This window comes from Aphanothece microscopica RSMan92 (assembly GCF_046613545.2).
Classification (GTDB): Bacteria; Cyanobacteriota; Cyanobacteriia; order PCC-6307; family Cyanobiaceae; genus NIES-981.
Genome location: NZ_JBKKKY020000003.1, coordinates 1 through 13680 on the forward strand (window position 1 = coordinate 1; position 13680 = coordinate 13680).

General features: G+C 69.2%; 16 protein-coding genes and 1 tRNA gene. 6 read left to right on the forward strand and 11 right to left on the reverse strand.

All coding sequences use genetic code 11. The features are described 5' to 3' along the window. Positions 1-873, reverse strand: an 873-nt coding sequence (gpmI, locus tag ACLD7X_RS01280; RefSeq protein ID WP_411421638.1) for a 2,3-bisphosphoglycerate-independent phosphoglycerate mutase, incomplete at its 3' end; no start/stop codon positions are given. 164 nt (positions 874-1037) lie between these two features. Here gpmI and pyrR point away from each other — a divergent pair. After that, positions 1038-1601, forward strand: a complete 564-nt coding sequence (gene pyrR / locus ACLD7X_RS01285) for a bifunctional pyr operon transcriptional regulator/uracil phosphoribosyltransferase PyrR (RefSeq protein WP_411421739.1) — start codon at positions 1038-1040, stop codon at positions 1599-1601. 45 nt (positions 1602-1646) lie between these two features. Here the strand turns inward: pyrR and ACLD7X_RS01290 are convergent, their stop codons facing one another. The 3 genes from ACLD7X_RS01290 to ACLD7X_RS01300 form a co-directional block, all read right to left on the reverse strand. Continuing rightward, entirely contained in the window at positions 1647-1865 is a 219-nt protein-coding gene (locus ACLD7X_RS01290) for a ferredoxin-thioredoxin reductase variable chain (protein WP_411421740.1), read from the reverse strand. Between the two features lie 69 nt (positions 1866-1934). Beyond that, on the reverse strand, positions 1935-2762 hold the full coding sequence (locus ACLD7X_RS01295; protein ID WP_411421639.1) for a hypothetical protein: 828 nt from the start codon (positions 2760-2762) through the stop codon (positions 1935-1937). Positions 2763-2871: 109 nt separating this feature from the next. Further along, complete coding sequence (locus tag ACLD7X_RS01300) at positions 2872-4470, reverse strand: Hsp70 family protein (RefSeq protein ID WP_411421640.1); 1599 nt, start codon at positions 4468-4470, stop codon at positions 2872-2874. Positions 4471-4533: 63 nt separating this feature from the next. On the opposite strand from ACLD7X_RS01300, the gene ACLD7X_RS01305 reads away from it, so the two are divergent. Next, positions 4534-4764, forward strand: a complete 231-nt coding sequence (locus ACLD7X_RS01305) for a DNA-directed RNA polymerase subunit omega (RefSeq protein ID WP_411421641.1) — start codon at positions 4534-4536, stop codon at positions 4762-4764. A gap of 21 nt (positions 4765-4785) precedes the next feature. Next, complete coding sequence (locus ACLD7X_RS01310) at positions 4786-5187, forward strand: DUF1818 family protein (RefSeq protein ID WP_411421642.1); 402 nt, start codon at positions 4786-4788, stop codon at positions 5185-5187. Here ACLD7X_RS01310 and ACLD7X_RS01315 read toward each other — a convergent pair. Beyond that, positions 5166-6041 (reverse strand): NAD(P)-dependent oxidoreductase, encoded by an 876-nt coding sequence (locus ACLD7X_RS01315; RefSeq protein WP_412006919.1) that lies wholly within the window; start codon positions 6039-6041, stop codon positions 5166-5168. The two genes, ACLD7X_RS01310 and ACLD7X_RS01315, sit on opposite strands and share 22 nt — an antisense overlap. Before the next feature lie 394 nt (positions 6042-6435). Between ACLD7X_RS01315 and ACLD7X_RS01320 the strand changes: the two genes are divergently transcribed. After that, positions 6436-6708: a DUF2811 domain-containing protein gene (locus tag ACLD7X_RS01320; protein WP_425625043.1), complete on the forward strand. Its 273-nt coding sequence runs from the start codon at positions 6436-6438 to the stop codon at positions 6706-6708. On the opposite strand, the gene ACLD7X_RS01325 is transcribed toward ACLD7X_RS01320, so the two are convergent. The 6 genes from ACLD7X_RS01325 to ACLD7X_RS01350 form a co-directional block, all read right to left on the reverse strand. Beyond that, complete coding sequence (locus tag ACLD7X_RS01325) at positions 6657-7436, reverse strand: hypothetical protein (RefSeq protein WP_411421644.1); 780 nt, start codon at positions 7434-7436, stop codon at positions 6657-6659. The two genes, ACLD7X_RS01320 and ACLD7X_RS01325, sit on opposite strands and share 52 nt — an antisense overlap. After that, positions 7436-7915 (reverse strand): EVE domain-containing protein, encoded by a 480-nt coding sequence (locus tag ACLD7X_RS01330; protein ID WP_412006916.1) that lies wholly within the window; start codon positions 7913-7915, stop codon positions 7436-7438. The genes ACLD7X_RS01325 and ACLD7X_RS01330 overlap by 1 nt, the downstream gene beginning before the upstream one ends. 40 nt (positions 7916-7955) lie before the next feature. Continuing rightward, on the reverse strand, positions 7956-9365 hold the full coding sequence (gene murD / locus ACLD7X_RS01335) for a UDP-N-acetylmuramoyl-L-alanine--D-glutamate ligase (protein WP_411421645.1): 1410 nt from the start codon (positions 9363-9365) through the stop codon (positions 7956-7958). A gap of 36 nt (positions 9366-9401) precedes the next feature. Then, positions 9402-9473 (reverse strand) — tRNA-Val (locus ACLD7X_RS01340). 180 nt (positions 9474-9653) lie between these two features. Next, positions 9654-10469: a photosystem II electron transport protein, Sll1252 family gene (locus ACLD7X_RS01345; protein WP_411421646.1), complete on the reverse strand. Its 816-nt coding sequence runs from the start codon at positions 10467-10469 to the stop codon at positions 9654-9656. Next, a complete protein-coding gene (locus ACLD7X_RS01350) occupies positions 10469-10972 on the reverse strand; it encodes a hypothetical protein (protein WP_412006915.1) in 504 nt (167 codons plus the stop codon). The genes ACLD7X_RS01345 and ACLD7X_RS01350 overlap by 1 nt, the downstream gene beginning before the upstream one ends. Before the next feature lie 86 nt (positions 10973-11058). Here ACLD7X_RS01350 and serA point away from each other — a divergent pair, with 86 nt between their 5' ends. Together serA and prmA are read left to right on the forward strand one after the other, a co-directional pair. Continuing rightward, the gene (gene serA, locus ACLD7X_RS01355; RefSeq protein ID WP_411421648.1) at positions 11059-12645 is read left to right on the forward strand and encodes a phosphoglycerate dehydrogenase; all 1587 of its coding nucleotides are present in this window, start codon (positions 11059-11061) and stop codon (positions 12643-12645) included. 25 nt (positions 12646-12670) lie between these two features. Continuing rightward, positions 12671-13600, forward strand: a complete 930-nt coding sequence (gene prmA, locus ACLD7X_RS01360; RefSeq protein ID WP_411421649.1) for a 50S ribosomal protein L11 methyltransferase — start codon at positions 12671-12673, stop codon at positions 13598-13600. Positions 13601-13680: the final 80 nt, after the last annotated feature.

Consider the following 13680-nt stretch of genomic DNA (forward strand, 5'->3'; position numbering starts at 1 on the left):
TTGGCGCACCCGGTCGGGGCGGAAGTTGAAGCAGATCACCCCATCGCCATCCTTGAGCTGTCCCTCGGCCAGGCGGACGGGCTCCAGGAATTCATCACCGATGTCCTCGGCGTAGGAGGCCGCGATCGCTTCCGTGGGGGAGAGCCCGGCGATGGGGGCCGGTTCGGTGAGCAGGCGGTAGGCCTTTTCGGTGCGTTCCCAGCGGTTGTCACGGTCCATGGACCAGTAGCGGCCGCAGATGGTGGCGATCCTGCCGGTGCCGGCCGCTTCGATCTGGGCCTCGATCGTGGCCACGAACCCGGGTGCGCTGTTCGGAGCGGTGTCGCGTCCGTCGGTGATCACATGAACGCAGACATCCCGAAGGCCACGGCCGGCGGCCCACTGGAGCAAGCCGCCGAGATGGTTCACATGGCTGTGGACCCCCCCGTCGGAGCAGAGGCCGATCAGGTGAAGCGTCCCTCCGCTGGCCTTGAGCCTGTCGGCGAGTGCGTTGATTGCGGGGTTGCGGGCCAGGGAGCCGTCCCGGACAGCCTGGGAAATTCTCACCAGTTCCTGACGAATGATCCGCCCGGAGCCGATCGTGAGGTGTCCGACCTCGGAATTTCCCATCTGATCGTCCGGGAGGCCGACGGCGGCTCCGCTGGCCTCGATCAGGGTGTGGGGGTAGGCATGCCAGAGGGCATCCATCACCGGTGTCTCCGCCACCCGGATGGCGTTGTGGTCTTCATCGTGGCGGTAGCCCCAGCCGTCCAGGATGGCAAGAACGACCGGAGCTACAGGTGTTCTGGCGATGGAAGGGGGTTCTCGAAGGGCGGTGGAGGTGCCGCGGCTTCCGGAAATGGTGGTTGGCTGCTGGGAGGGAACTGCTTTCACCCGACTCACCTCACGACGCGGAAAGGCGCCTTCCAAAGCCAACTTACAGCGCGGATGTGGAGAGGTTCCGCCAGCTCGAGCAAGCGTCAGGCTTTGGTCACACGGGAAGGGCGGCTCCCCAGTCCTGAAGCTTGCTTAACATCGTCCTAACCAGCTTCTGCGTGATGTCCCGGCTGGAAATCCTCTCCAGTGCTGACCTGGGGCGCACCCTGGACCGCCTAGCCACCCAGGTGCTGGAGATCGAGGCCGACAGCCGCTCGCTCCTGCTGCTCGGCATCCCCACCCGCGGGGTCGCCCTGGCCGAAGTGCTGGCCTCGAGGCTTGAGCCCCTGTGCGGCCATCCGGTGGACCAGGGTGCCCTGGATCCCACCTTTCACCGGGACGATCTCGAGCGGGTCGGGACCCGATTGGTCCAGCCCACGGCGATGCCGGTGGGGCTGGAGGGCCGCCATGTGGTGCTGGTGGATGACGTGATCTTCACGGGGCGCACCGTGCGTGCGGCCCTGGAGGCCTTGCAGGCCTGGGGCCGTCCCCGTCGGGTCAGCCTGCTGGTGATGGTGGACCGTGGGCACCGGGAACTGCCGATCCAGCCCGATTTCTGTGGGCGCATGGTGCCGACCCGCCGCCAGGAAGCGATTCAGCTCTGCCTCAGGGGGATCGATCGGGAGGAAGGGGTGTTCCTGATCCGGCCGGATGGGGATGGCCGAGGGCCGGCATCGGATGGCTGAAGGCCGCTCCAGCCGGGGGCGAAGGCCGCTCCGGATGGTCGACCCTCAGGCCGGTTCCAGTTCATCGGCCCGGAAGTGGGCGCGGAACTTGCCGAAAGCCACCACCACCGGGAGGGTCGGACTGATCACCCGCCCTTTCCAGGAATCGAGAACGGTCACGACCTCACCCTGCTGGCCCTGCAGATCGAAGGCCTCTCCTCGGTGCTGGGGATGGTGGTACACGACCACGCTCTGGCAGACCTTCACCTGATCTCCTGGCTGCATCGCCATGGGCCGCATCGCTCGGCCAATCTTGTCATGGGCCTCCCACAGCTCCCCGCGGGAGCTGCCCCCTCACCGCTGGCAGCCGGTTTCGGGTCCGGCCTCCACCACCTTGCCGCCCAGGGCGCGGCAGGCGGACTGGAAGGCCGACCATTCATCCATTCCCTGGGCGATCCGCTGCTGCACCTCCCGGTCCAGCTGCTCGACCGACACGGTGTGGGGCAGCTCACCGTGGCCATCCCGTTCCCGTTCCCGCCCCTTGAGGGAGCTGATGCCCTGTTGCACCTCGGCCCTGACGGACTCACTCTGCTGTTTCCACCAGGGATGGTCGATGCGGTTGAGGGCTTCGAGGGCCTCCCACCAGCGCTTCTCCTGGCTGAGCCGACGGGCCCGTTCGTACTGGAGCCTGTTGCGGTTCCAGATCTCCTCCAGCCGCTCGCCGAGGGCCTTGCGGTCGGCCCGCCGATGCTCTCCCATGGGCTCCAGCAGCGCCAGGGAGCCCGGCAGGTCCCCCTCCTGAAAGCGCGCCAGGGCCCGTTCCTTCAGTGACTCCTGCCAGCTGTCCAGCTGCCGCCGGTCGGCCGGTTGGCCGGCCGGCGAATTGACGAGCTGCAACTGCAGCCGCAGGGCTTCGGCCCAGCGTGCCTGCTGCCACAGCTGTTCGGACTTGCGGCGGCGGCATTCCCCCTGTTCCCCGGGGGCCCCACCTCCCAGCCAGCGCAGGGCCTGCAGCTGTTCGCTGTAGCGCAGGCAGGCATCGAGATCGCCACGCTCCGCCGCCTGCTCCAGGCGGGTCGGCAACTGCCGCTCCCACCAGTAGGCCGTGCCGAGGCCGGCGGCCACCAGGCCCAGGGTGACGCCCAGCCAGAAACGAGGCAGCCGATGGCGGCGAAGGGCCAAGAAGGCAGTCTCCCAATGCCTCCAGTCTGAAGCAAGCGCTGGAGCTTTCGCGGCGTTGCGGGGGCACCCCGGTCGGCGTCCACTCCTGGTCGGCTCGGGCCGGGCGCGCTCAGCGCACGCTCCCGAGCCGGATCGGACCGCTGGGGAGACCGGTCAGCAGGTCGGTCACGTCCATCACGAGCTGGCTGTCGGCTTCGATGCGGAAGGCCAGGCGCAGGCGGTCAACCCCTCGCTCCCCCGGGGGACTCAGGGGCAGGCGGCGTGGCTGGCGTTCCCAGGCCCGCACGGGTGCCGAGCCCGCAGGGCGAGGTCGCAACACCGGCAGGCCGGCCTCGAACACAACTTCACGGCGTTGATCCTCCAGAGGCTCTCCGAACAGCAGCTCCATGTCCGGCTGATCATCCTGGCTGCAGGCCAGCACCAGCTCCAGGGGCCGGTCGGTCGGCCAGCTCTGGCCGGCGACGAAGAGGGGGTGCCACTGGTGGCGGCCACTGCGCTGCTCCCAGCAGCGCAGGCTGACCCCGTGGCTGAGCACGTCCCGGATCTGCACACCCGGGGTCAGGGCGAGGGCTCCGAGCGCCACCGCCTCGACCGGCCGCTCGCCCCGGATCGCCACGCCGCCGCACCGGGTGGCCAGCCATTCGCGCACCAGCCCCAGGCGGCTGCTCCCGCCGACCGGCAGGACAGCCGTGATCTCCGCCAGGCCAATGCCGGCCCGACGGCCGGCGGCCAGGACCTGTTCGAGCAGATGGTCGAGTTCGGCGATCAGGCCCTGCGCCATCAGCAGGGCATCGAGCTCGGAGCGCGTCAGCCGCAGTTCCAGGGCGGTTTCGCCCGGGGGCGCGCACAGCACCAGGGCCTCCTCCCGGCTGCTGAGGGCGATCTTCAGGCGCTCGGCGGCCTCGAGCAGGGCGGCCCCTTGGGCCTCCTCCACAGCGGGATCGGGGCAGAGGGAGCGGGCGATCCAGCGATCGATGTCGCGGCCGCCGAGGGCGAGGCCGGCCTTGCCGATCACGCTGGCGCAGCGCAGGGCCTGACGGCTCTCCGCCAGGTCGCGTCCGGCGAAGCGCAGCAGCTGGGCGATCGGGGCCGCCCGTCCTTCCCCCCCCTCCAGCCGCACCAGCGAGAGGTCGATCGTTCCCCCGCCCAGATCCACGACCAGCACGGTGCTGCCGGGCGGAAGCCCGGCACCGATGGCGGCGGCGGTGGGTTCATCCACCAGGGCCACCTCGGGCACGGCCATGCCGGCGCAGGTCCGCAGCAACCACTGGCGGTAGCCGCGGTAGCCCTCGATCGGCGCCGTGAGCACCAGCCGCTCCGGCTGAAGGCCCTCGGGCAGGGCTTGCCACACCTGCTGCAGCAGCAGTCCGGCGGCGGCCTCCGGCGACAAAGGCAGGGTGACTGTGGTGGACTCGCCACCCGGACCGTCCGTGCGGGGGGCTTCAAGGCCGCCGTTCGCCCCGATCCGGCGTTTGAAATCCTGGTGGAGCTCTGGCCCGCCGTGGTGGAGCAGACCGGCATCAATCACCTGCCGGCCGATCAGGGGCCGGGGACTGGTGGCCCCCGCCAGCCAGACCAGGGACGGCACCACCGAGGGGTCCTCGAGGCTGAAGGGGGGCAGGGCCAGCAGCTGGGCCTCGCCGCCCGGCGGCTGGTAGGCCACCACCGTGGTGGTGCTGCCGAGGTCGATGGCCAGGGTGCCTGCCATGGCGCCCTTCTAACCGGTGAGCCTCCCACTCTGACCTAGGCTGCCGAGACTGGCGCAGAATTGATGCAACGGGGTCTCGAGGTGAATGCCAAGGAACTGGCCCAGCGGGCGGAGAGCCTGATCCGTCACTCCAGCAACCGCTACCTCACCACCGTTCGGATTGCCTTCCGTGCCAAGCAGCGCCGATTCGATGATTTCGATGGCCTGCTGGATGATTCGATGATCAAACCCGTCCAGCGGGCCATCGTCGAGCTGAGTGACGAGCAGGACCAGCCCGCCCTGCTGCCCGGCTGACGCCGGGGAGCAGCCACTGGCATGGAGGTCCAGGAGGGGCCCGGCTGGCGTCTGGTCGTCGATCCCCAGCGTCAGCCGTTTCCCGTGCTGATCGGGGGTGAGGCCTGGGCCGCCGAGTGGACGGCCTCGGAGGCCATCACCCTGCGTCGCGGCCTGCTCCAGTTGCTCGACCAGCTCAAGCAGCTGGCGGACCAGCTCATGCCCGAGGAGTCCATCACCCTGGAGGCGGAGTTGCCCTGCCCGCCCGGGGATCTGTGGATGGAACTGGAGGGCCGGCCTTCCGCCTGGCAACTCCGTTTCGTGCTCACGCCCGGTCCCACCCGGAGGGCGCTGGAGGGCGCCTGGGGCCTGGACGCCAGCTGGGCGATGGTGGCCGCCCTGGAACAGTGCCCCCTGCTCGATCAGCTGGCTGCGGGGGCCTGAGGGCTCTCGGTGAGGCGATGCAGGCTGCTGTAGTCCATCGCGTCCAGAGGCGTGCCCCTGGCGCGTTCCAGCAGGTTGGCCAGCCCCTCCAGGGCGCTCCCATCCAGTCCGTAGGCGGCGGCAGCCTCCTGAAACAGGCGCAGGTCCTTGCGCAGGTGGGCGGTGGGGAAATTCGGGTTGGCGTAGTCGTGGGCCAGGAGCTTGGCGAGTTTCTTGTCGAAGGTGGGCGCATACAGCGCGCTCTGCCGCAGCAGGCCCATGAAGCGCTCCCCATCCACCCCGGCGGCCTGCACCAGATGCAGCGACAGGCTGAATGCGTGGGTCAGGCTGGCGATCAGCTGATTCAGCGCCAGCTTGGTCTCGAGGCCCGCACCCAGCGGTCCCATCAGCTGGGGCTCCTCGCCCAGCAGCGACAGCAGCGGCAGGGCCTGCTGGAAGAGCTCGTCGCCTCCCCCCGCCATGATCTGGAGCCTGCCGGCCAGGGCTTCCGCTCGGCTGCCCAGCACGGGCGCCTCGAGGTAGGCGCCGCCGCGCTGCTGGATGGCGTCGGCCAGCTCCCGGCTCTCGCCAGGTCCGATCGTCCCCATCTGCACCACCCTGCAGCCGGCCAGCGCCGCCCCGACCTGATCCAGCAGCACCGAGCGCGTCGCCGCCCCATCGCTGAGCACCGTGATCACCCAGTCGCTCTGGCTGACGGCCTGCCCAGGCGTGGCGGCGGCACGAGCGCCCAGGGCCAGCAGGGGCTGCACTCTGTCGGGATCACGGTTCCAGACCTGCAGCGGCTGCTGCTGGCTCAGCAGCCGCTGGCCGATGGCGGTACCGAGCAGGCCTGTGCCGAGCAGGGCGATGGGCATGGCAGCGGGGCATCGGCTTCCAGCTTGGGATGGCGTTCCCACGTAAGACAATCGGCCGTCATCGGACGGAATCAGACCTGCTGATCATTGGGGGGATCGGGCCGATACCCCAGCGGGGAGGGCCCTTTTCCGCATGTTTTCCCCGTCCGTTCTGCCGGTGCCGCTGGGACCTCCTGGCGGCTGGGGAGAACGCTGGAAGTGGCTTCGGCTGTGGCCGGGGCCACTTGACAGTGCCGGGCGGGGGCTCTGCCGTCAGCCCTGCGGCGAGGGGGTGGCGCCGACGGCTTGTGGAGGTCTGGAGTCTCATCCTGCGATGGGATGGGCAGGCCGCTTCTGGAGCGATTTGACCCCGCGACGCCGATGTGGAGTACTGGTGCGCGGTACGGGGGTGACCATGAGCACGGCGGAGTACGGGTCCAGCGACGACGAATCTGTGGTGAGCCTGCAGGCCCGGGTGCCCGAGCCTCTCGCCCTGGCGATGCGCCGGTTCATCGAGCGGCATCCCAACTGGGACCAGTACCGCCTGATTCAGGCCGCCCTCGCCGGCTTTCTGGTCCAGAACGGGATCCAGAACCGGGACCTCACCCGGCATTATCTGGCCAATCTCTTCCCGGCTCAGGTGAGCTTCCGGGTGTCGGGCCCCTCCTCCACGAACAGCTGCCGATAGGAGGCGACCTGGATGCAGGTGGCCACGGGCAGGGCCACGCTCAGGCCCACGAGCAGTACCAGAAACCCCGCCAGCACCACCAGGGCGAGCACCAGGGTCAGCCCCAGCGCCTGCAGCCAGTGGGGGTCGATCGCCCGACGGCCTTCCCGAAAGGCCCTCAGGGGGTTCACCTCTGCCAGCACGGCGATGGGCAGGCACAGCACCTGGTCCGTGGCCAGATAGACCCCCACCGCCAGGCCGGCCAGCAGGGGCAGGCCCGCCAGGGCAGGTTGCAGCAGGGCCATGAGCCAAGCGCTGGCCTGTCCCAGCCGGGCGATCACCGCCAGCACCAGCAGGACCAGGCCCAGGGTCCCGGCCCCCCGCAGCATCGCCCGGGCATCGGGTCGCAGCATCCGTGAGAGCTTCGGGCGGCCATGGGCCAGAGCCGTGTCAGCCCCATGCAGCAGCCCCACGGCCAGCCAGAGGTTGCTGATTCCCCAGCCCATCCAGCCCACCAGCAGCAGCAGGTCCACGGTTCCATCGGGCTGGCCGAAGGGGGTGATCCGATGGCTGCTGAGATGGCCGATGGCCAGCTGGCAGATCAGGTTGATCCCACCGGCGACGCCACTGAAGGCCACGAACGGTATCGGCGCGCTGCTGAAGGCCGCCCATCCCTCTTCCACGGCCTGCCGGATCGAGATGGCCGGAGGCGATGGCCGTGGGGATCGGAGAGGCGATGGGCTCTCCATCAGGTTTCCAGCATCCTCAGCAGACGGGTGGCGGTGGCCTCGGAAACCGGAAGGATGGACAGCCGATTGCCCCGGCGGACGACCCCGAGTTCCTCCTCCGAGAAGGAGTCCTTCAGCGCCTCGAGACTCAGCAGCTGCGCGAAGGTGCGGCTGTAGCGCAAACGGGCGCAGTCCCAGCGGGGCTGGTCTGGGTTCGACTTGGCATCAAAGTATTTCGACTGAGGATCAAACTGACTGGGATCGATCAATCGGGTCTCGATGACCTCCATCAGACCCACGATTCCCGGAGGCTTGCTATTCGAGTGGTAGAAAAATGCCAGGTCACCAGGTTCCATGCTGCGCATGAAATTACGGGCCTGGTAGTTGCGAATGCCATCCCACAGGGTCGTCCCCTCGGCCCTGAGGTCGTCGATCCCGTAGACCTCGGGCTCGCTCTTCATCAACCAGTAGGCCATGGCTCTCCCACCGAGCAAGGCCATGCTAAGGGCCTTGCTCGGTGGTGCCTTGAGTCGCAGGGATTCAGTCGCGCAGTGCCAGAACCAGCCCCCGGAAGTGGTCGCCACGGGCCTCAAAGTCTGCGTATTGATCAAAACTGGCGCAGGCCGGCGAGAGCAGCACGGCTTTGCACTCCAGCTGTCTGGCAAGAAAGTGGGCCAGCGGTACGGCCTCGTCCAGGTCGTCGCAGCAGCTGATCGTGCCGCTGTAGTTCCCCTGCTCCAGCAGGGTCCGGAAGGCCGCGCTGGCCTGGCCGAAGAGCACCACGCCCCTGGCTTTCCGCTCCAGGGCCTGAATCCAGCCGCTGGCATCGCCGATCTTGGCCTGGCCTCCGGCGAGCACCACCAGGGGGCCTGCCAGGGCCCGCAGGGCCACCTCGGCGGCGTCGTAGTTGGTGGCCTTGCTGTCGTTGTAGTAGAGGAGGCCGCCCAGTTCACGGATGCGCTCCAGGCGGTGAGGAACGCCAGGGAACCGGCGGAACGCCTGCTCCATCTGGGGGCCATTCAGGCCGACTTCCAGGCCGACGGCGGCAGCCAGGAGCATGTTCTGGCGGTTGTGGTCGCCGGGCATGGCCAGGCAGTCGGCGGCCATGAGGTCGTGGTGCTCCCCGCCCTTGTCCTGCCAGACCCGGTTCGCCTGAATCCAGAGGCGGGGCCGAATGGCCTCGGGCATCGCCTCCCGCGGGCCGGCGGTGATCCAGCTCGCCCGGTCCCAGCTGGCTGCATGGGCACGCAGGTCGGGATCGTCGGCGTTCAGGAGCCGAACCTCGCTCCGCTCCAGCAGGCTGCGTTTGATGGCGCGGTAGGCCGTCAGGGTGCCATGCCGCTCGAGATGGTCCGGGGTCAGCGTCGTCCAGATGCCGATCCGGGGAGCCACCGCGGGCGCGGCCTCGATCTGGTAGCTGCTCAGCTCCACCACCATCCAGGGCGGCAGGCCGGCCGCGGAATCCTGCCGCTCCAGAACCAGTTCTGCGGCCGACCGGCCGACGTTCCCGGCCATCGGCGCATCGATGCCGCACTCCTGCAGGAGATGGCTCACCAGATGGGTGACCGTGGTCTTGCCGTTCGTGCCGGTGATTCCGATCCAGGGTACGGGGCGGCTGGCTTCCCAGGCCGGAACCAGCTCTCCACCCAGGGCAATGCCCTGCTTCCGCAGGGCTTCGAGGGTGGGGTGGTCCCAGCGGACCCCGGGACTGACGATGACCCTGCCGATGGGGCTGCCGAGCTGTTCCAGGCTCGCGAGCTCCAGCGGCATGCCGAGGCGGACATCGATGCCCTGGTTCACCAGCTCGGCGGCGCTCCGCTCGAGACTGGTGGTTCGTGAGGATTCGACCACGCAGACCTGCTTCCCCTGGCTCTGCAACAGTCGGGCTGCCCCTCGCCCCGACCGTCCCAGGCCGATGACCACGGTGAGATCCTGGGCCGTGGCTGACATGGGGCGTGGAGACTTCCTGTCGGAAGGAATGAAAAGTGGGCGATACTGGAATCGAACCAGTGACTCCTACCGTGTCAAGGTAGTGCTCTACCTCTGAGCTAATCGCCCGTGGCTCACCTAAAGCCGGGTGGTCATCCCGATGGCTTCGCTGATCACGAAGCCACCGATCCCCTGGGCTTGACGAACCCTGGAGCCCAAGCAACTTAGCAGCCGGCTCCCCAGGCCTCGCAGCAGGCTGACCCCTGCCGTTCAGCGGCCCATTGCAGCAGCCCATTGCCGCAGACCCGCTCAGCTGCGCATCAGCCCCAGCCGCCAGCGCTCCCGCTTGGTGGGGCTGACCGTCTCCAGCAGCAGTTCCCCCCGACCGGCCAGATGGATGCGGTCGCCGCAGGCCAGTTCCCGACTGGCGCCGGTGACGGGAACCCAGTTCACCCTGACCTCTCCGGCGCGGATCAGTTCCGCCATGCGGCTGCGCGAGAGTCCGAAGCCGGCTGAGGCGACGGCATCCAGTCGCAGAGAGGCCTCGACGGTGTGGAACCGGCGCGGCTGGCGGCGCACGGGCAGCTGAAGCTGCTCCAGGGGCACGGTCTCGACGGTCACCTCCACGCCCCGCACCAGGCTCTGCGCCACCGGGCTCTGCGCCTCCGAGAGCGGCGCCTCCGAGAGCGGCGCCGCGGCAGCAGCGTCGACGATGGCCTGGGCTCCCCGGTCCCCCCGCACCCACACGTCGCCGATGGCGGCCTCGGGCAGGCCCGAGGCCGCCAGGGCGGCTCGGAAGTCATCCGGCTGGCAGGGATCGAACAGGAAGTTGCCGCGGATGTCCAGACCGGTCAGGGTGATCGGGAGCTGGGCAGGGTCCAGCCCTGCATCGCGGCGGCGGAGCAGCAGCCGGCAGCGCTCGGCGCCCGGATAACCCCCTTCGGCATGGAGCTCGAGCTCCGCCAGCTGGCCGAGGCGCTGTTCGGCCTCCTCCCGAACGGCCCCCTCCAGGAAACCGGTCCACTGAGGCTCCCAGGTGCGCAGCGCCTGCTCGGCGGCGGCGATCACGGGCTCCAGGGCCGAGGGGTTGCGGCTGCCCTCCAGCAGCTCACGGCGGGGCAGCATCAGCGATCCGCCAGGCGGACGACGGCCTGGGGCCGGGCCTGCTGCAACGTGACCCAGGGCATCTCGACTCCGTTCGCCGTCTCGGCCAGCAGCAGCCAGCTGCCCTCTTCCAGACGGTTCCGCAGCCCGCGGATGCGGTCGTCCTCGTCAGAGCTGACGCTGGCGGCCGCCGCGAAGCTGCCCATCCAGCCGGAGCCCATGCCCAGCAGTGCGCCGATCAGGTGCTGGCTCCAGGCACCGGCGAAGGCAAAGGTGTCCAGATCGGTGATGTAGGTGAAGGTGAGGCCGGCGAGGAAACCGAAGGGGATCAGCCAGCGGGCCATGCTGTGCTGGCGGTTGCGCCGGGCGGCGGCCGGATTGAGCCGTTCGACGGCGGTCAGGGGGGTCTCCTGCTCGCCGATCGCCACCAGCTCCAGCATCGGCGGTTGCAGCTCGGAGAGCTTCTGCCGCAGCTGCTGCAGCCGCCTGCGGTCGTTGAGCACCACCACCACGCTCGTTCCCACGCTGCCTGCCCTTCAGAATCGTGCTGTCCCCGATTCTCGCTGCTCACTACACTGCACCTCCGGCTTCCCCTCCCCACCCGCCGGGCATGACAAAGGTTCTCGTTTCTGATCCCATCGACCAGGCGGGGATCGACATCCTGTCCCAGGTGGCCCAGGTCGATCTGCGCACCGGCCTGCCCCCCGAGCAGCTCAGGGAGATCATCGGCGACTACGACGCCCTGATGATCCGTTCGGGCACCACGGTCACCGCCGACATCATCGAGGCTGCCGACAAACTCCGCATCATCGGGCGCGCCGGTGTGGGAGTCGACAACGTCGATGTCCCGGCCGCCACCAAGCGCGGGGTGCTGGTGGTGAATTCGCCGGAGGGCAACACCATCGCCGCGGCCGAGCATGCCCTGGCCCTGATGCTCTCGCTCTCGCGGCACGTGCCCCATGCCCACGCCAGCACCATGGCGGGGGGCTGGGACCGCAAGACCTATGTGGGCAATGAGCTTTACAAGAAGAAGCTCGGCGTGGTGGGTCTCGGCAAGATCGGCTCCCACGTGGCCCGGGTGGCCACCGCCATGGGCATGGAGTTGCTGGCCTACGACCCCTTCGTCTCACCCGAGCGGGCCCAGCAGATGCAGGTCAAGCTGCTGCCCCTGGCGGAGCTGTTCGCCGAGGCCGATTACATCACCCTCCATCTGCCGCGCACGCCCGACACCGAGAACCTGGTGAACGCGGCGTTGCTGCGCACCATGAAGCCCACGGCGCGGCTGGTGAACTGCGCCCGCGGCGGCATCGTCGATGAGGCGGCCCTGGCCGAGGCGGTTGAGCAGGGGGTGATCGCCGGCGCCGCCCTGGATGTCTATGCCAAGGAGCCCCTGGCGGCCGATTCGCCCCTGCGGACGGTGCGTGAGCGGCTGGTGCTCACCCCCCACCTGGGGGCCAGCACCACGGAGGCCCAGGAAAACGTGGCCATTGACGTGGCGGAGCAGATCCGCGATGTGCTGCTCGGGCTGCCGGCCCGCAGCGCCGTCAACATCCCCGGTCTGAACGCCGAGGTGATGGAGCAGCTGAAGCCCCATCTGCAGCTCGCCGAAACCCTGGGCCAGCTGGTCAGCCAGCTGGCCGGCGGGGCGATCAGCGAGCTCGAGGTGCGTCTCCAGGGGGAGTTCGCCTCCCATCCCACCCAGCCCCTGGTGGTGGCCGCCCTCAAGGGCATGCTCTCCACCGCCCTCGGCGATTCGATCAACTACGTGAACGCCAGCCTGGAGGCCAAGGACCGCGGCATCCATGTGCTGGAGGTCAAGGACGCCGCCTCCCGTGACTACGCCGGCGGTTCGCTCCAGCTCAGTTCCCGCAGCAGCAAGGGCAACCACAGCGTCACCGGTGCCGTCTTCGCGGACGGGGAGCTGCGGGTCACCAGCATCGACGAATTCCCGGTGAACGTGACGCCCAGCCGTCACATGCTGTTCACCCGTCACCGCGACATGCCCGGGATCATCGGCCAGATCGGTTCGGTGCTTGGCGAGCACAACGTGAACATCGCCTCGATGCAGGTGGGCCGTCGCATCGTGCGCGGCGATGCCGTGATGGTGCTCAGCCTGGACGACCCCATTCCCCCCAGCCTGCTGGCCTGCGTCCACGCCATCAACGGGATTCAGGAAGCCCATCCCGTCACCCTCTGAAGCCAGCCCCCGCTCTGCCGATCCCATGCCCCTCTCCTGGTGGCGCCTTGAGCAGGAGGCTCTCCCCGAGCTCGAGGAGTCTCTCCTCTGGAAACTCCAGCAGCTCGGCATCCCCCGGGTGGCGATCCGCTACCGGCCCGAGCAGCCCTCCCAGCGCCAGCTGGTGGCGTGGCTGCCCGAAGCCGACTGGCCGGAGCCGGAGCGGCGCCGGCTGGTGGAGGCCCTGGCCTCCCTGGCCGAACCGTTTGGCCTGGAGCCGGCTCCCGTCCGCTGGGAGCGTCAGGACGACGAGGACTGGAGCCTCAGCTGGAAGGAGCACTGGGAGCCTGACCCGGTGGGCCGGCGGCTGCTGATCCTGCCGGCCTGGCTGGAGCTGCCCCCGGAGCATGCCGATCGGCTGGTGATCCGCATGGACCCTGGCAGTGCCTTCGGCACGGGCAGCCACCCCACCACCCGCCTCTGCCTGGAGGCGATCGAAGAGCTGGCCCTCGAGCGCGGCGACGGCGGCCCTGCTCCTGCCGGGCTGGCGGGGTGGCAGGTGGCCGATCTGGGCTGCGGCAGCGGCATCCTCGGGATCGCCGCCCTGCTCCATGGGGCGGCCCGGGTGGCGGCCGTCGATGTCGATCCGCTGGCGGTGCGCGCCACCCGCGAGAACGCGGCCGTGAGTGGCTTCCAGGATCGCCTCGCTGCCCGGCAGGGCTCGGTGGAGGAGCTGGTCCCTCTGCTGACCGCCGGCCCTGCCGACCTGCTGCTGTGCAACATCCTGGCGCCGGTGATCGAGGCCCTCTGCCCGGCCTTCAGCACCGTTCTGGCCCCCGGTGGGGTGGGGTTGCTGAGCGGTCTGCTGGTTCACCAGGCACCGCGGTTGGAGGGGGTTCTGGCCGGGGAGGGATGGCATGCGGAGCTGGCCGCCCAGCAGAGCCAGTGGGGGCTGTTGCGGATCTGGAAGGCCTGACGAAGCCCGCCGAAGTTGCATAAGGCACGCTGATCTGTGCTGTGCCTTTGATTGGCCTTCCAGCCTCCTCCCCCCAAAAT

Coding starts and splice junctions, on each gene's coding strand:
- pyrR (WP_411421739.1), top strand. CDS start 1,038: ATGTCCCGGCTGGAAATCCTCTCCAGTGCTGACCTGGGGCGCACCCTG.
- ACLD7X_RS01290 (WP_411421740.1), bottom strand. CDS start 1,865: ATGCAGCCAGGAGATCAGGTGAAGGTCTGCCAGAGCGTGGTCGTGTAC.
- ACLD7X_RS01300 (WP_411421640.1), bottom strand. CDS start 4,470: ATGGCAGGCACCCTGGCCATCGACCTCGGCAGCACCACCACGGTGGTG.
- ACLD7X_RS01305 (WP_411421641.1), top strand. CDS start 4,534: ATGCAACGGGGTCTCGAGGTGAATGCCAAGGAACTGGCCCAGCGGGCG.
- ACLD7X_RS01310 (WP_411421642.1), top strand. CDS start 4,786: ATGGAGGTCCAGGAGGGGCCCGGCTGGCGTCTGGTCGTCGATCCCCAG.
- ACLD7X_RS01315 (WP_412006919.1), bottom strand. CDS start 6,041: ATGCCCATCGCCCTGCTCGGCACAGGCCTGCTCGGTACCGCCATCGGC.
- ACLD7X_RS01320 (WP_425625043.1), top strand. CDS start 6,436: ATGAGCACGGCGGAGTACGGGTCCAGCGACGACGAATCTGTGGTGAGC.
- ACLD7X_RS01325 (WP_411421644.1), bottom strand. CDS start 7,436: ATGGAGAGCCCATCGCCTCTCCGATCCCCACGGCCATCGCCTCCGGCC.
- ACLD7X_RS01330 (WP_412006916.1), bottom strand. CDS start 7,915: ATGGCCTTGCTCGGTGGGAGAGCCATGGCCTACTGGTTGATGAAGAGC.
- murD (WP_411421645.1), bottom strand. CDS start 9,365: ATGTCAGCCACGGCCCAGGATCTCACCGTGGTCATCGGCCTGGGACGG.
- ACLD7X_RS01345 (WP_411421646.1), bottom strand. CDS start 10,469: ATGCTGCCCCGCCGTGAGCTGCTGGAGGGCAGCCGCAACCCCTCGGCC.
- serA (WP_411421648.1), top strand. CDS start 11,059: ATGACAAAGGTTCTCGTTTCTGATCCCATCGACCAGGCGGGGATCGAC.
- prmA (WP_411421649.1), top strand. CDS start 12,671: ATGCCCCTCTCCTGGTGGCGCCTTGAGCAGGAGGCTCTCCCCGAGCTC.